Annotated in this window: 19 protein-coding genes; 6 read left to right on the forward strand and 13 right to left on the reverse strand. The window is 39.4% G+C overall.

The window, feature by feature from the left end; genetic code table 11:
• Positions 1 to 16 precede the first annotated feature (16 nt).
• From R3E32_04355 to R3E32_04370, 4 genes are all read left to right on the forward strand, one after another.
• Positions 17 to 340 (forward strand): hypothetical protein, encoded by a 324-nt coding sequence (locus tag R3E32_04355; GenBank protein ID MEZ4883951.1) that lies wholly within the window; start codon positions 17 to 19, stop codon positions 338 to 340.
• Positions 337 to 786 (forward strand): type II toxin-antitoxin system VapC family toxin, encoded by a 450-nt coding sequence (locus R3E32_04360; protein ID MEZ4883952.1) that lies wholly within the window; start codon positions 337 to 339, stop codon positions 784 to 786. The genes R3E32_04355 and R3E32_04360 overlap by 4 nt, the downstream gene beginning before the upstream one ends.
• A 10-nt stretch (positions 787 to 796) precedes the next feature.
• Positions 797 to 1,390, forward strand: coding sequence for an NIF family HAD-type phosphatase (locus tag R3E32_04365; GenBank protein MEZ4883953.1), 594 nt, complete (start codon positions 797 to 799; stop codon positions 1,388 to 1,390).
• 471 nt (positions 1,391 to 1,861) lie between these two features.
• A complete protein-coding gene (locus R3E32_04370; protein MEZ4883954.1) occupies positions 1,862 to 2,545 on the forward strand; it encodes a hypothetical protein in 684 nt (227 codons plus the stop codon).
• A gap of 49 nt (positions 2,546 to 2,594) precedes the next feature.
• On the opposite strand, the gene R3E32_04375 is transcribed toward R3E32_04370, so the two are convergent.
• Positions 2,595 to 3,632 carry an MBL fold metallo-hydrolase gene (locus tag R3E32_04375; GenBank protein MEZ4883955.1) on the reverse strand — a complete coding sequence of 346 codons (1,038 nt, stop codon included), beginning with the start codon at positions 3,630 to 3,632 and terminating at the stop codon, positions 2,595 to 2,597.
• A 264-nt stretch (positions 3,633 to 3,896) separates the two neighbouring features.
• Here R3E32_04375 and R3E32_04380 point away from each other — a divergent pair, with 264 nt between their 5' ends.
• The gene (locus tag R3E32_04380; protein ID MEZ4883956.1) at positions 3,897 to 5,090 is read left to right on the forward strand and encodes a tetratricopeptide repeat protein; all 1,194 of its coding nucleotides are present in this window, start codon (positions 3,897 to 3,899) and stop codon (positions 5,088 to 5,090) included.
• A gap of 215 nt (positions 5,091 to 5,305) precedes the next feature.
• On the opposite strand, the gene R3E32_04385 is transcribed toward R3E32_04380, so the two are convergent.
• The 9 genes from R3E32_04385 to R3E32_04425 form a co-directional block, all read right to left on the reverse strand.
• On the reverse strand, positions 5,306 to 7,084 hold the full coding sequence (locus R3E32_04385; GenBank protein ID MEZ4883957.1) for an arylsulfatase: 1,779 nt from the start codon (positions 7,082 to 7,084) through the stop codon (positions 5,306 to 5,308).
• A gap of 23 nt (positions 7,085 to 7,107) precedes the next feature.
• A complete protein-coding gene (locus R3E32_04390; protein ID MEZ4883958.1) occupies positions 7,108 to 8,694 on the reverse strand; it encodes a choline dehydrogenase in 1,587 nt (528 codons plus the stop codon).
• Between the two features lie 127 nt (positions 8,695 to 8,821).
• Positions 8,822 to 9,676, reverse strand: a complete 855-nt coding sequence (locus tag R3E32_04395) for a type 1 glutamine amidotransferase domain-containing protein (GenBank protein ID MEZ4883959.1) — start codon at positions 9,674 to 9,676, stop codon at positions 8,822 to 8,824.
• 44 nt (positions 9,677 to 9,720) lie between these two features.
• Positions 9,721 to 10,119 carry a DUF1330 domain-containing protein gene (locus R3E32_04400; GenBank protein ID MEZ4883960.1) on the reverse strand — a complete coding sequence of 133 codons (399 nt, stop codon included), beginning with the start codon at positions 10,117 to 10,119 and terminating at the stop codon, positions 9,721 to 9,723.
• A 97-nt stretch (positions 10,120 to 10,216) separates the two neighbouring features.
• Positions 10,217 to 10,567, reverse strand: coding sequence for a hypothetical protein (locus R3E32_04405; GenBank protein ID MEZ4883961.1), 351 nt, complete (start codon positions 10,565 to 10,567; stop codon positions 10,217 to 10,219).
• Between the two features lie 126 nt (positions 10,568 to 10,693).
• The gene (locus R3E32_04410; protein ID MEZ4883962.1) at positions 10,694 to 12,346 is read right to left on the reverse strand and encodes a sulfatase-like hydrolase/transferase; all 1,653 of its coding nucleotides are present in this window, start codon (positions 12,344 to 12,346) and stop codon (positions 10,694 to 10,696) included.
• A gap of 114 nt (positions 12,347 to 12,460) precedes the next feature.
• On the reverse strand, positions 12,461 to 12,997 hold the full coding sequence (locus R3E32_04415) for a transposase (GenBank protein MEZ4883963.1): 537 nt from the start codon (positions 12,995 to 12,997) through the stop codon (positions 12,461 to 12,463).
• A complete protein-coding gene (locus R3E32_04420) occupies positions 12,964 to 13,443 on the reverse strand; it encodes a transposase (GenBank protein MEZ4883964.1) in 480 nt (159 codons plus the stop codon). Before R3E32_04420 ends, R3E32_04415 begins: the two co-directional genes overlap by 34 nt.
• Before the next feature lie 715 nt (positions 13,444 to 14,158).
• A complete protein-coding gene (locus R3E32_04425) occupies positions 14,159 to 14,302 on the reverse strand; it encodes a hypothetical protein (protein ID MEZ4883965.1) in 144 nt (47 codons plus the stop codon).
• A gap of 141 nt (positions 14,303 to 14,443) precedes the next feature.
• On the opposite strand from R3E32_04425, the gene R3E32_04430 reads away from it, so the two are divergent.
• Positions 14,444 to 15,094, forward strand: a complete 651-nt coding sequence (locus tag R3E32_04430; GenBank protein ID MEZ4883966.1) for a TetR/AcrR family transcriptional regulator — start codon at positions 14,444 to 14,446, stop codon at positions 15,092 to 15,094.
• Between the two features lie 411 nt (positions 15,095 to 15,505).
• Here the strand turns inward: R3E32_04430 and R3E32_04435 are convergent, their stop codons facing one another.
• The 3 genes from R3E32_04435 to ileS form a co-directional block, all read right to left on the reverse strand.
• Complete coding sequence (locus R3E32_04435; GenBank protein MEZ4883967.1) at positions 15,506 to 16,195, reverse strand: lipoprotein signal peptidase; 690 nt, start codon at positions 16,193 to 16,195, stop codon at positions 15,506 to 15,508.
• A gap of 87 nt (positions 16,196 to 16,282) precedes the next feature.
• Positions 16,283 to 16,705 (reverse strand): TraR/DksA family transcriptional regulator, encoded by a 423-nt coding sequence (locus R3E32_04440; protein ID MEZ4883968.1) that lies wholly within the window; start codon positions 16,703 to 16,705, stop codon positions 16,283 to 16,285.
• 29 nt (positions 16,706 to 16,734) lie between these two features.
• Positions 16,735 to 20,100: an isoleucine--tRNA ligase gene (ileS, locus tag R3E32_04445; protein MEZ4883969.1), complete on the reverse strand. Its 3,366-nt coding sequence runs from the start codon at positions 20,098 to 20,100 to the stop codon at positions 16,735 to 16,737.
• Positions 20,101 to 20,205: the final 105 nt, after the last annotated feature.

The raw sequence follows: 20,205 nt of genomic DNA on the forward strand, positions 1-20,205 counted from the left end.
ATAAAAAATACACGATATGAGTATAGCAGTTAAACAGGCAAAGTTAGCCAAAAAGCTTTTTCAAATAGACGATGCAATACTATTGGATGAAATCACCCTATTGATTGAACAAGCCATTGCAGGTTACAAACGAAAGCCCAAACAGAAATATTTGAAAAAAGGAGAAATAGACCTCCAAGATGTTTCATTACAATACACGCCCTATCATATTTCACTGGAAGATTTAGTAAAAGAACAAAAATACGATTCTAAAAAATTCGGACAAGCGGTTGATAAAATAGAATATCATCTTTTTCAAGATGAAACCTTGGAAGATATGTTAAATACTCTAAGTGCATGAACTATTTGTTAGACACCAATATTTTTCTTACCATGGTTAGGAAGCCGCAATTTGCCAAGAACTTTAATCGGATGTATGCACGCCCTGACAACATCCTTTTCACCTCCGTAGTGGTAGAAGGAGAGTTAAAATCTTTTGTGCGCCAGAGAAAGTGGGGAGACCAAAAAATACGCAATTTGAATTATTTGTTGGAAGGAATGGCTATTTATCCCATTAAAACAGAAAGAGTTATCGAGCAATATGCAGAAATAGATACCTTCAGTCAAGGAAAACACGAAAGCAGACACTTGATGACAAGTGCAAGAAATATGGGCAAAAACGATTTGTGGATTGCTTCAACTGCTTCTGTATTGAATGCTACATTGGTAACCATTGACAAAGATTTCAATCATCTACAGGGAGTCTATCTTGATTTGATGCTGATAGACATTAATGATTTCGCCTAATTTTATTTAAATGCAACTCATAGACAACACCAACAGTCCAAAAATGAAACCCCAAAAAATAACCCTTTTAGACCTCGGCGGAGTCGTATTCCAATCGACAGGAACTTCAAATGAAAAAATCAATTGGGAAATAATCCACCAATTGAACCACAAGTATGGACGAGATTTGTATGTTGGAGTGAGTAAGTTTCCAGATTTCATGGGTGAATACAATGAATTGACTCAGCAATCCCTCTTAGGAGAAGAGTTCTTTCAATTGCTATTTAACACCTTGAAGATAAACACAGAACTGATTGAATTCATCCGAAAAGACAGCGAGATAGTCATTGTGAGTGACCATTACCGAGAGGCTATTGAATACATTTCCAAAAGATACGCTTTCGATACTTGGGCAATCCACCAAATTTATTCCTTTGATTACAAGATAGTTAAATCCAATCCCCTATTCTTCAAAAAATTATTGGAGCAAATCAACGAGTATGAAAAAGAGTCGATGGTGTTTATTGATGATAGTCCACACAAAATAGAGAGTGCTGCAAAAAATGGGATTAGAGGGATTTTGTTTGAGAGCAATGAGCAGGTGAAAAGGGAATATGGGGGATGATGAAATAGGGCGAGAAAATAATGAAAAAGGAAAAGTTCTTGGTTATGGAATGAATATAGTTATTGGCACTATGGAGAAAGAAGCCTATAATCTATTTTCTAAGTTTGAATAAGATTTTATCCTATGGAACTGTTTTCATGAAAAACGAGTTGAATAATTGACTTCTATAAAAACATCAACTCAATATTTTGAAGTATTTAGTGTCTGAACGGAATCTTGCAAGGAGTTCACAGTCAAACTATTGGATGCAAAAAATCATTTGAACTTTTTTGGATTTTCAAGAATACCAATACCTTCAATAAATTCCTAATGAATTAGGAACAAGTTATTACAAGAATATAGAATCTTCGTGAAATATAGGCAAAAAGTTCGCTTGTTTAAACAATTAGTTATGTTTTGATAGTCAAATGATTGAGAGTTTCCGTTCAGGCACTATTTACAATTAGGAATTTTTATTAAAAAAATAATTTAATGCAATACCACCTATCTTGTCCTATATGCTTGAAAGAAGATTTTCAACAATTTATAGTTGACCTGCCTCCAAATAATGATGGTGTTTACGAGGTTACTTGTCCTAAAGGACATATCTTTAAAACTGATATCTTGTCACATCATTTCCAAACTCTATTTGAAAATGCAATTCACTCACTATCAAATAAATATTTTATTGAGTCCTTTGTTTCATTTGCTGCATGTTATGAAAGATTTATTGAGTATTTTCTTAATATAGTACTAATTTCAAGAGGTGTGAAAATATCTTCTTTTGAAGAAGCATGGAAAAATATTGCCAAACAATCTGAGAGGCAGTTAGGGGCTTTCATATTCATCTATTTGCAGGAATTTGGAGTTAAACCGCAATTACTTAGCAATAGTAATATTCAGTTAAGAAATAATGTGATTCATAAAGGATATTTACCTACCAAGAAAGATTGTATGAAATTTGGCGAAGGTGTTCTAGGGTTTATTAGACCTGTCGTTGAATTACTAAAAACTGAATCAGATTTTGATTTAGAACTAACAAAATCTGTTAATTATACTGGTATTTTTGATGATAGAGAAATTCATCAACATTATATGCCTTATCAATTATTTGCAATCAATAGACCAATTAATGAAACTGACAAAAAGACAATTAGTGATTTTTTGAATAGCTAATAAATATTTAGAAAAATTAGGATTGAAACATATGCCATAATGATATTTTTCATTCCACCACAAACCCATCCCCATCCTCCGCAAAAATCACCTCACCCTCAAACTCCTTCAACTCCCTTCGATACAAATTCTCCACCACCTTCAAATCAGGCGCAGGCACAAAATGGTGCAAAACCAAGCGTTTCACCTTCGCCTTTGCAGCAATCTCCGCAACATCCGCAGGGCTTGTGTGGTAGTCTTGAATATCGTGGATGATTTTGGAATTTCTACTTTGACCATTCGCTTCAAGGTTCGCCTCCATTTGCTGCAATAACGACACCAACAAAACCTCGTGTAGCAACAAATCCGCATTCTTTGCCATCTCCAACACCATGTCATTTTTCTTCGTATCTCCACTGATGACCACCTTTTTGCCCTTGTATTCAATCGCATAACCCACAGCAGGTTCTATCGGTTCGTGGTTCACATCAAAAGCCGTAATCGTGATGCCATCCTGTTGATAGACCACCTCTTTGCCGCCTTGCACATTCTTGAACTCATGCGGAATCCCTCTCGCCTTGCTAATATCCATCAGTTCTGCCCCGTGATGCGCTACTCGGTGTTGGTTCTCGATGTGTAGGAGTTGGTCAATGGCATGAGTGAGTGTGTCCAAACCATCGGGACCATACAAATGCAAATCATTCGTTCTACCCAAAACCCAAGAACGGCTAATGAGATAGGGTAAATCCATGAAATGGTCGGAATGATAGTGCGTAATAAAAACACCGTCTATCTTGTTCAAAGGCAAGCCCATATTCTCCGCTTTTTGGACGACTCCAACGCCCACATCAAACATAAAAAAATGACCGTTTACCAATACTGCGGTACCTATTTGCGCTCTATTGCCAGGCATGGGTGAGGAAGTACCGACTGTATAAATGGTGATGCTTTCGGTGTCTTTCAACAAATCATCACCTTGATTGAGGCGTTTCATTTGTTGGTTGAGCATCATTGGTACGAGCTTTTGAGGGAAAAAGGTGATGGTAATCCAGCCGATTGCAGTGAGTAGAATAAACAGAGAAAAAATGATAGTGAGGAGTTTTTTCATTGTTATTTTTTGTCAAATATGTTCAAAATTCAATTGTACTTTTTCCTTCTACTAATTCTACAAAAAGCCTCAAATCAAAACCACAAAATCCAAAAACCACGGTTCGGCAGTAGGTTTCACTTGTACGACCATTTTGGTTTGGATTTGTTGAACTTTTCTTTGAATCGTCTGTTATTAGCAACTCTATATAGTGCTTTACAATAGGACAATATAAGCAAATGTTCTGTCGAAATAGTAAATAATCACGCCTAAAACCCAATCGCTATGATGAACCTTATCATGAGAAGTATTGCTATCAATATAGTAGTTTTCACATTCGTTTCCTCCCAACTGTTTGCACAACCAATAAAGTCAAAGCATGTAGAAGGTTATTTGCAGTATGACCTTGAATACGCATTGTTTTTATTGAACAATGAAGTGGCTCAATATCCCGAATCTGCAAAAACATTGTTGAAGGTAGCAAAATTCAAGCAAATGACGGGCTTTGAAAGTGAAGCTTCCGAACATTTATTGCAGGCAAGTAGAATAAACCCTTATGCGGCTGATTTGTATGGCTTCAATGGATTGCAGAATAGACTCAATGTATTGTATAGCACTCCAAGTAAATATATGCAAACTTTGAGCATTGTCCAGCGAATGAACTATTATTACAGTTCCTCTCATTACCTCGAAATTAAGGAGGAGGAAAACAACATGGTGTATGGTCTTTTGAGCAATGCGATCAAGGACATAGAGGAAAAAAGACTCGATGCCGCTGTTGTTAAGTTGGATTCGATATTGCTTATCGAGCCATATTCTCCTATCGCCTTGGATTTGAAGGGAGTAATACTCACAATGCAACAAAGGTATGACGAAGCCATCAGTTTGTTGAGCAACTTGGTAGCCGATGAACCCGATTTTGCCATTGCTTGGTACAACCTCAGCATTGCGTTCAAAGGGAGGGAAGAATACATCAAAGCAAAAGAATGTCTTGATATGGCGATTGCGCTGCGTAGTGATTTGACGAAAGCCTACTTTGAACGTGCCTTCATTTCCAAAATATTGGATGACAAAGAAGCAGCCTTGAAGGATTATGACAAGGTGATAGCGATGCAAGGAGATAAGTATATGGAGGCTTACCTAAATCGTGGACTGACCCTCAAATTGCTTGGTGATTATGATGGAGCATTGGAAGATTTGAACAAGGTGGTAAACAATTCACCTGACAAAGCCGAAGTCTATAAGAATAGAGGCAATATCTACCTGCTTTTTGGCAAATACGAGAGGGCTGTAGAAGATTTTACAAAGGCAATTCGATTGGATGAGAACCTTGCCGAAGCTTATTACAACCGTTCGATTGCCTACTTTATCATCCATGAAGACAATAAGGCTTGTGAGGATTTAGAAAAAAGTGATGAAATGGGTTTTGAGCTTGCAGCTGATAAAATCCAGTTTTTCTGCAACAATGCACTCCATTGAAAATCTTTGACTACCGTTCTAATCAATCATTTGTTAGTATCGAGCATAGCCTTTCGTTTTTTTCATTGGGGCAGTCTATGCTCAATACTATATGCCTGTCGTTTACAGAAAGGAATCATGCTTTGACTTCTCGTCTTTAATTTCGATGATTTCAAAAATAAGGGTTTACTTGCGTGAGTTTGTAAGGCGTATGGTAAATTATACCGTACCAGTCACTAATCACCAATCACTAATTTCCTCCGCCTCCTCCAAACAAAAATCCCCAACATCAATGCCACAAAACCAATAAACCACGGTTTGGCAGCAGTCTTCAATTGGGCCATTAGCTTGGTTTGGATTTGTTGAAGCGGTTCATAATTGATACCCATTTCCAACACACCAAATTCAGTTGTATAGTCTGAATAATGTCGAATCATTTCTGCAAAAAGCTTTGGAGAAGATTTAGATAAATCATTTGTTTCACCTGGGTCATTTTGAAGGTTATACAGCCGCCAAACACCATCGCCGTAAGGTCTGCCATTTCTGACCAGTTTCATATCTCCTTTGTAGAGCGCACATTGTCCAGCTGCTTCCATCCCTATCGTTTCATCTGCACGATAAACACTGTCCGTTTTTCCGTGAATCAAAGGGAATAAATCTTTGCCCGTCATTGGACCCGCAGGAGCTTCGGCAACTTGTGTGATTCCTGCAATGGATAAAATCGTTGGCGTGACATCCGTAACCATCGAAAAAGCGGGAATAGATTGTGTGGTTGGAATATTAGGGCCCGAAAAAATCAACGGAACACGCAGACCACCTTCGCCAGCATAGAATTTGAAGTACGCACTCGGTGAAGCTGCCGCACTCGCAAATTCAGGGCCAATGTAATTGAACGAACCTTTTTCCCCCAATCGCTCATAGTCGTGGTGATAACCAACATATTTCATCCACAACTGCATAGAACGGGAATCTCCCGCCGAACTTGCTTCTGGACCATTATCGGAGGTGATGATAAATACCGTATTGTTAAATTGATTGTTATCTTCCAAATACTGAATGTAGCGACCAATATGGAAATCCATTGCCTCCAACATACCCGCATTGACCGCCATTGCTTTGGCTTTGAATTTTTTATCCTCCTCACTCAAGTTGTCCCACTTTTTGAGGACAGGCAACATATCCCCCAAGGGGGCATCAGCAGGAATGATTCCGAGTTTTTTGGCTTTTTCGTAGCGTTGTTGTCGAATCGCTCCCCAACCTTTCTCGTAGGTTTTGATGTACTTTTCGGTGTATTCTTTTGGAGCTTGTACGGGAATGTGGACGGCTTGAAAGGAAAGAAAAGAGAAAAATGGATTATCATCTTTTGGAGCTTCCTCCATAAATTGAATCATTTCGTCCACCAAATTTCGAGAAGAATAAAAATCTTCGGGCAAATCAACGAGCTGTCCGTCTTTGTACCACGGTGGTTTGGATTCTTGAGTGGGTAAGTAAGGTCGCTGCTCGTAATTGTCTGCTCCCGAAGCATCCAAAATATAAGTGCGGTCAAATCCTCGCTTGCTCGGCAAGTTGGATTCAGAATGTCCCAAGTGCCATTTGCCTGTTACATACGTATGGTAGTCCTCTTTCTTCAATCGGGTGGCAACGGTCCATACTTCCTCATTCAATACACCATCATAATTGGGTCTTGCAGCATATTCAGGCGGCAAAAACAAGGGTAAATTGGGTACACCCGTCAAGTGACTGTCATACCCCGTCAATAACATCGAACGGGAAGGCGCACACATTGGAGAGGTGTGGTAGTTGGTAAACATCGTTCCACGTTTCGCCAATCGGTCAATATTGGGAGTAGCTGCCTCACCTCCATAACAGCCAAAGTCCATTAAAGCGGCATCATCTACCAAAATAAGGACAATGTTGGGGCGATCTTGACTGATTGAGTCTTCTATTGTCGTTTCTTGGGCAAACAGGAAGGTTGCCCAAAAGAGAGAAAGTATTGTAGTAATTATTTTTTTCACTATGTTTTCAAATTTAGATAGCATCAACTTAAAATCATATCTGCTGCTTTCTCTGCAATCATAATAGTGGGAGCATTTGTATTCCCTCGTGTAACATTTGGCATAATGGAGGCATCAATGACCCGCAAATTTTTAATGCCATGAACCTTTAATTCACTATCCACGACAGCCATATCATCGTTGCCCATTTTGCAGGTGCTTGTGGGATGGTACAAGGTTTCTCCTGTTGCTCGGATGTAATCTGCGATGGCAGCATCGTCTTTAAGTGATTTTTCTGGCAAATACAATCCTGTTCGGTAGGATTTGAATACATCGGACATACCCAGTTTTTCTGCCATTTTATATCCCCAAACGGCACGTTGAACATCATCATCGGTGCTCATATAATTGTGGTCAATTGTAGGGTCGTCTTGGAAATTGGCAGAGCGCAATTTGACTGTTCCTTTGCTGCTTGGATTCAGCACTTTTCCTCCAATAGAAAAACCGTTACCTTTCTTTGGGTTTTGAAAGCCGTGCTGTACGAAATAATTGGGAGCAAAATGGTATTGTATATCAGTTGTAGGTTGGTCGGGCGAAGATTTGACGAAAGCTCCTGCTTCTCCAACGTTGCTGCTGAAAGGGCCTTTTTTGAAGATGAGGTAATTGAATAGGTTTTTCAATACTACTGGAAAATTCTCTGCCGAATCAAGGGAGTCCTTGTAATTGCAATTGAATATGGCAAAGTAAACCATGTGGTCTTGCAAATTTTGCCCCACACCAGGTAAGTGTTTCACGACAGGAATGTCATGTTTCTTCAAATCGTCTCCGTTTCCGATTCCCGACAACTGCAAAATCTGTGGGCTGTGATAGGCTCCAGCACTCAGTATGACCTCATTCTCAGCTTTGACTTCGTGAGACTTTCCGTTTTGATGGTAAACTACGCCTGTTGCGACACCGTTCTCAATCAAAATCCGTTCTACCTTGGCGTTGGTTTCGATTGTCAGGTTTGTTCGTTTTGCAATTGGATGCAAATATCCGTTGGCGGCACTGCATCGCTCGCCATTCTTATGAGTGACTTGATAGTAACCAAATCCCTCTTGTTTTGCTCCGTTGAAGTCATCGTTTTTGGAGTATCCCAATTCTTGTCCTGCTTTCACAAAAAGATCGGATAAATGATTGGTATAGTTCCTGTTGGTGACATTCAGAGGACCTCCTGTTCCATGAAACTCATCTTTGATGACCTCTTGATTCTCTGCTTTTTTGAAGTAAGGTAAGACTTCTTTGTATGACCAGCCTTTATTGCCCAATGCACTCCATTCATCATAATCTTGCTTGTTTCCTCTGATGTAAATCATTGCATTGATGCTGCTACAACCACCCAACATTTTTCCACGAGGGAGGAATAATTCTCGGTTGTTCATACTCGACATCGACACCGTATGCAAGGCGTAGTCAACTTCGGTTTTGAATAATTTTGGAAATGCAGCGGGAATTTTCACATCCTGTTTGTTATCTTTTCCGCCTGCTTCCAGGAGCAAGACTTTTTTGGAACTGTCAGCAGACAATCGATTGGCAAGCACACAGCCTGCCGAACCTGCTCCGATAATGATGTAGTTGTATTGATTTTGCATCTTGTTGTTTAGATTAAGTGTGATTCGAAAACATCGTTTTGAAGATGGAGAATGTGCCTACAATATAGTAAAAAAGACTGCTGATACCAATGACTTTTGATGAGGTTGCTATCAAATGAAATAAAAGTCAATCTTTAGTCGCCAAAATCTCCATCATTTTCTGCGCTGTTTCATGTCCTGAATTTTGATTTTGTCCTGTCACAAATCTTCGTTCTTCATCAATGACCGTAATTGTAGCGAAAATATCTCGTTTGGCGGTATTGCTTTTGTAGTTAACACCCAGCTTTCGCAATTCTGTTTCGGGATGCAAGGGAGTTTGTGTAATGCCCAATTCCTTCAATTGTTTGTCCGTTACGCCTGTCATGGTTCTGCCAGTAATTAAAAAATTACCCAGTGTGTCCCTCGCTTGAATCAAGCCCAATGCACCATGACAAACACTTCCAATAATCGGATTTTCAGCATAATAAGCCTCACTCAATTTTTTGCCCAATACTTCCGATTGGCCCAAATCATACGCTGCACCCCAACCGCCAGCTAGCCACACGGCATCATATTGAGTGAAATCTACATCGTCAATTTTAGAGGAATTGTTGACTTTTTCCTGAAAAGCTATATCCTTCAAATAGCGTTCATCGGCATCCGATTTTATCATGTACAAAAAAGACTGTGGGTCAATTGGAATCTCTCCTCCTTCAATACTTGCTATGTCGACCTCCATTCCTGCATCCAAAAACTCGTAATAAGGAATGGTCATTTCTGATCCAAAAACACCTGTTGGTTTTCCCGTTGTTTCACCATACCCACTCAATACGCCATGACTTGTGGTGATGATTAAGGCTTTTTTGCCTTTGAGGTCGTATTGTTTTGAATCCGCATGGTCTGGATGCAGACCTGCGGAATGTAAGATTGAAGGTAGCGCAAGTGCAAATATGCCAATGATGGCGAGTAGGATACCGAAAGTTATTAAGAGTTTCCTTTTCATTTTGGATGATTTATTGGTTAGAATGGGGTATAGGGTAACTCAGATTATTGAATTGTATTTGAAGCCAACAATGCCCCATACTCCAATGCAATTTTTCGGTCTTTGCTCACCAGTTCATATTCTGGTGTAGTCGACATCTCGATGAAGGATTCTTTTGAAGGATAAGACACTATCAAAATCATATCGGGTTGATTATCATAGTCCCCAATGATGGTTTTGGTGATGTTGCCCATCCACAAGACTTTTCCACCTGCTTTTTCTAAAAAAGAGGCCACGTTTTTGCTGTACCGCAAATAGGCAGCCTTTCCAGATTCATCGCCATTGCCCGATTTTTCTTTGAATTTCAGGATGTTCACCATCGTTACGGGGGTATTCGGGGGGTAATTTTTGATGAAGTCGACAAACTCTTCTTTTGAAGGAACAACTTGATTGGTTAGGTTCATTTTAATGTTGTTTGTTTTTTGAAGAATAAAAAATAGTTTGGTAACTGAGGTATCGAATCCCTCTATTCCAATTCAGGAAAAGGTATTAGATACCTTCCTATGAGAACAAAAAATAGGCAGTTATTACGGCCAAAATGGTGTGCAATATTCCAACTTTTGTATCTGCTGATTCACCCGACCGAATAGCGAGAAAAACGGATGCTGCTACAAGGGCATGGAAAACCAAATATACCGTTAGAAAGGGTTGGTGCAATTCGATTTGCTCAAAATTTGTTCCGACCAATAAAGCGAAGACTGCAATGGAAATAGCAGCGGCACCATACATTCTTGCGGTCGCTCGTGTGATAGGGGAAGCTTTGGCGAATTGTGGAATGGCATTTGGTTTGAGAAACATTAGTAGTCCGACTAATAATTCTCCGATTCCTGTCAATAAAATGAATAGTTTCATAGATGGTGTTTGTTTTAGGCTCTGTTAAAGACTTACCAAAGATAGGCCTTGATTTGAAGTTTTAAACGATTTCGCTAAAAAGCAGTTTTTTAATTTTTATTCTCATTTTAATTTTCATTTCCAAAGTTAATTCGGCCAATAAATAAATTCATCTTCCATCGTTGTTTCGTCCTTCAATGTCTTGTCAATATAAATTGGACTGTCCAGCAATGCGGGCCATATTGGCCGTTTTTGTTCTGCAATAAAGGTTTGCAGTAAAGTAGTCAACTCATCCACTTTTTGAAGCTCTTGTTCCACCAAGTTGTTTTGCTCCGTTGGATCGATATTCAGATTAAACAACCATTTTCTCTGCTGCAAATCATCCATTTGAAGTTTCCAACCTTCTTTCAAAACGTAGGAGTAATTGCTGATTTTGGCATATAAAGCTCGGTCGGGTTCTCCCTCTTTTTCGCCCGTCAAATAGGGCAAAATATTGACCCCATCAATTTGTCTGTCTGTGGGCATTTCTGCCCCTGCAAGTGCGCCAAAGGTAGAGAAAATATCCAAATTGGAAACCCGTCCTTCATAGACCTGACCTGCAGGAATTTTGCTCGGATAATGCACAATATAAGGAATGTGAATACCCCCTTCAAACAAAGACAATTTCCAACCACGATAGGGTTTGTTGACATCTGGCAAACCAATATACCCTGGTGCGCCATTGTCGCTTGTGAAAACAATCACCGTATTCTGGTCAATCCCATTGTCTTTCAAAGCTTGTCTGATTTTCCCAACACCTCTATCCACAGTCATCACCATTGCAGCCTGTACCCTTTCGGCATGGTCTTCAATGTAGGACAATTTATCGTAATCTTCCTTGCTTGCTTGTAGGGGTGTATGCACTGCCCAATAAGCCATGTACATAAAAAACGGTTGGTTTTTGTTGGCTTCAATGGCTTTCACCGCTTCATTCGTGAGGTAATCGGTGGTATGTCCTTTGGGCTGAAAACGAGGTCCACCGTTCCAATTGGCAGCATAGGGCAAATTTCCCCACAAAAACTTGTCTATTGGGTCAAAAGGCAATTTGGCATTTACCACATTTGGGTCATCTACGGGCAAGAATAAACTACCCGAATTTAAACCTAAACTTTCATCAAATCCCTGATTGACAGGGTTGTATTTTTTGCTATTTCCCAAGTGCCATTTGCCTAAGTGAATCGTGTGATAGCCTTGTGGTTTGAGCAATTCGGCAAGCGTGATTTCTGAAAGTGGCAGACCCATGTCATCGACTTCTGGCCCTTGCCCTTCAAGTTCTTCGTGGTAAATCGGCGGATGCCATTTTTCCTTGCTCAAACCTGCAACAAATTTCATCATACCAGGAGAAGTAGGCGTATATTCAAAGCCCGAACGGGTCGCATATCTACCCGTCAACAAAGATGCCCTTGAAGGGGAACAAACCGCATGAGCCGAATAACCATTGGCACACAGCACGCCATCTGCCGCCAATTGGTCTATATTGGGCGTTTTGAATTTGCCCTTCGCCATTCCACCACCATAAGAACTCACTTCATTGAAGCCCAAATCATCTACCAAAATGACGATAACATTGGGTTTGTCGGAGGTTCGAGTGGTAGCACCTTGTTTCCAAGTTATGGATTGGTTTTCACCAATTGGGTTTTTCCAACGAGCTATTATGCCAGGCATTCGGTACCAGTTTTGAGAAAACCAGATGCCGAAAACAAGGAGCAATGCGGCTAAAATGCCGAGGAATTGGAGTATTGTTTTTTTACCTTTTGTCATGTTTCTAATTTTTGCAGAAGATATTTTGACTCATGGATATTTTTAGTGAAGCAGTTAAAGACGAACTGTATTAAAAAGCAAGCAAAAATCGGATTATTTTTTAAATTGGTTATTTTATTCAATATGTTCTTTGAATTTATTGTGATAATCATCTTGAAATTTGACACCTGATTTAACGACGGCAAAAGTTTGCCTAAGCAGCTTGTTGATAACAGCAACTTTAGCTACCTTGTATGGCTTTCCTTTTGATCGGAGTCTATTGAAAAGTTCTTTACATTCTTTATTGAATCGTATAGCTGCTCTTGTAGCATTGAAAAGAACTGTCCTAATTTGAGCTGGACCAGCTTTTGAAATGCGTCCTTTTCGATACACAGAAGAACCCGATTGATGAGTCAAAGGCACGGTGTATACAAACTTAACCAATTGTTTAGAATTTGTAAATAATTCAAAGCCATTAGTATATGTGTATAGTAATTGGGCTGATTTTTCGCCAATACCCTTAACAGAACAGGCAAGTTCTTTGAATTTATCGAAACCAATGTCAGTCAAGGCATCCAATTCTTGTTTGATTTTTCGAATATTGTCTTGTATCGTATTCAATACGTCTTGAAAAGCTTCTAAGACAACATCTGGTGTGTAAAGACACTGCATAAGGCTATGAATTTGATTTTTAGTCTGTCGTTCCTGCTTTTCAAAGGCATTAAGAGCCATTTGCATTTTTTTCTCTTTTGAATATCCTCATTAGGCATTTGAAAATCAGGCAAATCAAGTGTCTTTCCAGCTATTGCTAAAGCTCTTGCTGCTTGCTTATCATCTTTTGCAGTAATGCCTAAGACTTTCATAAAAGCACTGCTTTTTTGTGGATTAATCAATTTAATAGAGCAGTTGGATTTGTCTAAAGAATGAAGCAACTTATCACTGTAAGTGCCAGTAGGTTCTAAAACAAAAGTAATATGTTGTTCATCAAAACCTTGTAAGAATACCTCTATGGATTTCATTGTATTTTCGATTTGATAATCAACCCAGTGGTTATCTTCTTGATAAGCAATGTCTAAAGTCTTGTTACTTACATCTATACCGATAATTAGAGAATTCATAAAGTAATAAATTGAATGTTAAACTAATAATGATGAAATATATCCTATGAAATCTGCGTCGTGACTCAGGCTTTATGCCTACTGAACTGTCCGATTTTTATGGGATATAAAGAACGAGGGCTAACGTCTAATACGGTCTCTAAGGACTACTTTTGAATCAGTTTACCCTCGTTCTTAATTTTAATCAATATATTATTTTTTATTACAACTTTTGTACTTTTTCCTCTTGGGCCAATGTACGACTTTTGTAGTTTCCTTTTAAGAACATACTGATTTTCAAACATTCCATATCTTTAAGAATAAACTACAAAAGTCTCATTCCACTAAAATCTTCGATGAACCGATATTTTATCGAAGTGTGAGGTCTGATAGGACTTGAACAAGAACAAATAATAGAAAGGAAGCTTTCTTATAGTTCCTCTGTATAGTGTGCTTCTTTTTTATTAAAACTTCCTGTTCAATGCTGTATGAGAAACAAGCAAACCTTAGCTTGATGGCTATGAGTAGGCAATCAAAACTTTGAAGGAAGCATCTCCCTTTTTGACTCCTTTAATCAAATCGGGCGTTTTTTTTATTGGTTTCCGCATTGATTGCTTATATTACTTAAACCCACCCCTTACCCCTCCCAAGAGGGGAATTTCCCACTTGGTACAAGTATTCCCCTCCTTGGAGGGGCAGGGGTGGGTTGCGATTTATTCCTTTTTAATGCGAAGACCTATAATTGCATATTGTTGTACATCACAAAACTTTTGTCCGTATCGTTTTCCAAAAATTGACGAATTCCCTTCAATTCAGCTTCTTTATTGTTGTCGAATGTACGCAATTTAATGAGATATTGGTCAATTTCTGTTTTAGACAAGGTTTTTTGGAAGTTTAGGTATCATTGTGTTTTTGTTAGAACTTATAAATTTTTACGTAAAATTAGGTTTTAAAACCTAATTTAGAAAACAAATTCGATATTTCTTTTTGTATTTTTGTGAAAAATATCATTGAGTAGGACATGAAAAAAACCCAAAAAAAGATATTGGCCAATGCCATTCAATTGTTTAATAAGAGAGGTGTTGGCAATGTGCGATTACAGGATATAGCCAAAAAAGCAGGAATCAGCGCAGGTAATTTGTCATATCACTACAAGACCAAAAAAGACTTGATGGAAGCGGTTTTGGCGTATATGACGGAGGAGTTGAAGTCAACGAGAAGTGCAAATATGGCTTTTTTGGAAAAAGACGATTACATTTCTTTGATTAAAACGTATTTGCGTTTTCAAATCGGACACCGCTTTTTTTATCGGGATATTTTGGAAATCATCAGCATGGTGCCAGAGGCTGCAATGGTGTTTGAAGAACAGATACAACAGATGCTTAATTTTTCTAAAAACGGTATCTACTTGGCTATTGGTAAGGGCATTATGCTATCTGAACCGCATGAGGGACATTACGATTTTTTTGCCAAAAATATCTGGGCTATCTTACATTCTTTTTTGACGGAGAGGGAGGTTTTGGGAGAAGAAAAAATCAGTTTGCAGCAGGTCATACTGGCGGTTTTGGAATCGCATTTTCCTTATTTGACCGAGAAAGGCAAAGTGTTGTTTGGTAAATTGAAAAGTCGATTGCCTGAATTGATAGAGGAGGAGAAAGTGGGAACTGTTTGATGTTGGCTTAATCCTTTAAAATAATAGTTCCTGCAATTTGTTGAATATCAAAAGACTGCTGTTTGTAAAGCAGTCTTTTGAAGTTGTTATTTTGATTTACCAATTAGATTTAGGCGAAATCGTTTCGATAATAACTTTCTGCATTGGCTTTTACTTTTCCTAAATAAGGGTTTGGCGTGTGGGGTTTATTTTTATCGTTTGGGGGAGATTGGAGGAAAGTTGATGGTGGAGTGAGCCACTCAAATGTCGCCGAGTTTGGAAAACGTCGGCGAATTTTCGGCGACACCTTTATGGTGCGCCGACAATTGGAACGGAAAAGTCTTTTTGAGAAATTGATGATTACAAAATAGGGCTATTTACAGGAACGATAGATGTCCTTCAATTTGCCTAATGCGAATTTCCCACTCCCATTTATGACTCCACAACAGCCTCCTGAATATTGTCTTGAGAAGAATTTGTATTCACCGAAGCAGCATTGACCTCCATTTCCTTCTCAGCAGTCGGTTCTGCAAAAAAGCTGCGTTGGAAAATGATGATTGCAGCTACACCAATCGTAATTGCTGAATCGGCAATGTTGAAAATAGGTTGGAAAAAGCGGAAAGTATTACCGCCCAAGTAGGGAACCCATGTAGGATAAACCCCTTCAAACAAAGGAAAATAGAACATATCCACTACATACCCATGCAAAAAAGGTTTGTAGCCACCACTTTCTGGCAAAAAAGTAGCCACTTGCACATACGTACTCTCCGAAAACAAAATTCCATAGAAGGTGCTGTCAATGATATTGCCAATTGCACCCGCCATGATTAAAGACATACTAAAAATCAATCCATTAGGAGCTTTGGTACGCACTAAATGTCGAAGGAAAAAACCAATAAAAACAACCGCTACAATTCGAAAAAGACTCAAAGCCAGCTTTCCATATTCACCGCCAAAAGTGATGCCAAACGCCATACCATCATTTTCGATAAAGTGAATGATAAACCAATCAAAAATTTGATATTCCTGCCCCAAAGTCATATTGAGTTTGATCCAAATTTTTAAGGCCTGATCTATCAACAATACCGCTAAAATAATTAAAACAATTCTCGAAGTTTTCAAATTACCTTATTTTAAAATGAAATATAGCATCTTAAGCCAAAACAATACAAAGGCTTGCTTCTTACATCTTTTGTCTTACATCCAAAATCATTGCCATTGTTGTCCGTTTCGCATCGTTGTTTTGGCTTCCATGCTCAAAGTTGCATGAGGAACAGCTTTCAACCTTTCCTTTACAATCAATTTTCCCGTCACCCGACAAATTCCATACACTTTATTTTCTATACGTATAAGCGCATTTTCTAAATGTCGAATATACTGCCGTTGTCGAGAAGCCATCTGATTCAAATATTCTTTCTCTTGTGTAGTAGAAGCCTCTCCCATACCCACCGAACGTGTTTCAGGATTTTCGGTTACAGATTCAATTTCCTCAATCAAATAACTCAACTGTATTTCCGCAGACTCCAATTTTTGTGTAATCAACTCCTTAAACTCTTGAAGTTCAGCATCGCTGTATCTTATTATATTTTTGGAGGTATTAGCCCCCTTCAAATTATCCACTTCTTCTGGCATGTTTAGGTCTTAGTTATAATTAAAGTTATCTAAAGAATGTTTTTTCCGATTTTCACTTTTAACGTCACATCATCCGCTTCAATTGTAGTAGCATCCGTTAAGTTTTCCGCCAATAGAAGTTCATCTGCCAATAGTTCATTGCAGACATACATTCCAAATTGTGCTAATACAGATTGGAGAGATGGGTGTGTTTCAAAAGTTACAACAATACGGTCAGTCAGTTCAAAATCCATGTCTTTTCTTAAACGTTGCAAACGGCTTACTAGTTCTCTTGCAAAACCTTCCTGCTTCAAATCTTCCGTAATCGTCACATCTAAAGCAACCGTCAAACCGTTCATCGTGTTGACCAACCAACCTTGAATGTCTTCTGAACTTATGATAACTTCCTCTAAATTAATGCCAATTTTTTCACCATCCGCCTCGACCTCATACACCCCTTCAGCTTCGATTTTGGCAATATCGGCTTGGGTAAACTGCTGAAAAGCCATATTGACCGCCTTCATCTTTTTACCCAGTTTTCGACCCAACTGTTTGAAGTCAGGTTTGATGCTTTTCGTCACAATTCCACTCGTATCACTCACATATTCAACCTCTTTCACATTGATTTCCGACAAAATCAAGTCTTCTACCTTCTCCAATTGCGTCCGTTTGCTATCCTCCAACACAGGCACAAGAATTTTCTGCAAAGGCTTCCTAACATTGATATTCACCTTCTTACGCAATGCCAAAACCATCGAACAAATCGTCTGGGCCATTTCCATACGCTCCTCCAATGCTTTGTCAATCAACGAATCATCTGCCACAGGGAAGTCTGTCAAATGGATAGATTCGGCCTTTTGCTTTTGAGTCGCATTGTTGAAGTTTTGGTACAAGAAGTCAGAGAAGAAAGGTGCAACAGGCGACATCAATTGCAGCACCGTTTCCATACATTGATACAAAGTTTGGTAAGCCGCCAACTTGTCCGAATTGCTCTCACTTTTCCAAAAACGACGGCGACACAAACGCACATACCAATTGCTCAAATGATCGTTCACAAAATCCTGAATCAAACGAGTCGCACGAGTCGGCTCATAATCTGCATACAACGCATCCACTTCTTTCACCAACGAATGAAGCATCGAAATCACCCACTGATCAATCTCAGGGCGTTCACTCACAGGAATTTCCGCCTCCTCATACGTGAATCCATCCACATTAGCATACAAGCTGAAAAAAGAATAAGTATTGAAAAGCGTTCCGAAAAACTTACGCTGCACCTCCTGTACCCCTTCAATATCGTAGCGCAAATTGTCCCACGGCTGCGAATTCGAAATCATGTACCAACGATTGGCATCTGCCCCATATTTTTCAATCGCTTCAAAAGGATCCACCGTATTGCCCAATCGCTTCGACATTTTCACCCCATTCTTATCCAATAGCAAACCATTGGACACCACATTTTTATAAGAAACTTGGTCGAACAACATCGTAGCAATAGCATGAAGCGTAAAAAACCACCCACGAGTCTGATCCACTCCTTCTGCAATGAAATCTGCAGGATAGTTTTCTTCAAATTTTTCTTTGTTCTCAAACGGATAGTGCCACTGAGCATAAGGCATTGCCCCCGAATCAAACCACACATCAATCAAATCTGCTTCACGCTGCATCGGTTCACCCGTTGAAGAAACCAACACAATGCGGTCAATATAAGGACGGTGCAAATCAAAATCTGCTTTTCGCACCCTCTCACCATCTTTTATTTCATAGTAAGGATTATCCGCCATCAAACCCGCTGCAACGGCTTCATCCACCTTTGCAGCCAATTCGTCAATCGAACCAATACAAATTTCCTCACTACTATCTTCGGTACGCCAGATTGGTAAAGGCGTTCCCCAAAAACGAGAACGAGACAAATTCCAGTCCACCAAATTCTCCAACCAATTTCCAAAACGCCCTTCACCCGTTGCAGCAGGTTTCCAGTTGATGGTTTTGTTCAATTCCACCATTCGAGCCTTGTGTTCGGTCGTGCGAACAAACCAAGAATCCAAAGGGTAATAAATAATCGGTTTGTCAGTTCGCCAGCAATGCGGATAAGAGTGATTGTATTTTTCGGATTTGAACAGCTTGTTTTCAGTCTTCAATTTCACCACAATGTCAATGTCCACCGCACGGTATTCTTTTTCTGGCACATCATCGTAATTCTTCACAGGCACTCCTGCAAAATCCGTCACTGCCTCCACAAAACGCCCTTGTTTGTCCACCAAAGTCAGCGAACCCAAACCATATTTTTTCGCCATACGCATATCGTCCGCCCCAAAACTTGGCGCAATATGCACAATACCCGTTCCACTTTCGGTCGTCACAAAATCACCCAAGATTACCTTAAAAGCATCGCCATCTTCAGGCTGTGCGTAGGGTAACAACTGCTCATATCTACAACCTTCCAAAGCTGCTCCAACCATTTCTCCTACAATAACGTAAGGAATGTTTTTGCTGCCCGCCTCATAACTATCCAAAGGCAATGCAGCATTTTCGGCATTGAAGTATTTGCTGAATAAATCTTTAGCAATGATGACACTAATTGGCTTGAAAGTATAGGAATTGAAGGTATTGACTTGCAGGTAAGTGATATTTTCACCCACCGCCAAAGCCGTATTTGAAGGAAGCGTCCACGGTGTTGTCGTCCACGCCAAAAAATACACACTTGCGCCTTCCTCCGTTTTTTCGTAGAGCAGATCCGATTGTTCATTGTGAATCACCTTGAACTGTGCCGTTGCCGAAACGTCTTTTACATCTCTATACGCACCTGGCTGATTCAATTCGTGGGTACTCAAACCCGTTCCTGCCGCAGGAGAAAAGGGCTGAATCGTATAACCTTTGTAGAGCAAACCTCTATCATAAAACTGCTTCAATATCCACCAAAGCGTTTCGATGTATTCGTTTTCAAAAGTAACATAGGGATTGTCCATATCCACCCAATATCCCATTTTGAGGGTAATATCGCCCCACAATGCCTGGTACTTCAAGGCTTCTTCTCGGCATTTTTGGTTGTATTCTTCAACGCTAATACTCTTTCCAATGTCCTCTTTGGTGATGCCCAAAGTCTTCTCGACTGCCAATTCAATTGGCAAACCATGTGTATCCCACCCTGCTTTTCGATGTACTTGCTCGCCCTTCAAACTGTGATAACGGCAAAATAAATCTTTGATAGCTCGCCCCATAACATGATGAATACCAGGCTTTCCATTCACAGAAGGAGGTCCTTCATAAAACACATAAGGCTTGTTGCCTTTGCGAATATCAATGCTCTTTTCAAAAATCTCATGCTTCTCCCAAAAGGCCAATATTTCTGCCTCTATTTCTGGTAAATTCAAACGCTTTACCTGTCTGTATTTTGCTTTATCGGTTGTTGTCATTGTTCTTTCTGCCTTTCTTTTCCAAAAAACTGTGCAAATATACAGAATGTTGGGGGGAAAGAAAGACAAATAACTACGACAATTGGTTGTCAATATAAAATTAAG

The organism is Chitinophagales bacterium (assembly GCA_041392475.1).
GTDB lineage: Bacteria > Bacteroidota > Bacteroidia > Chitinophagales > UBA2359 > JAUHXA01.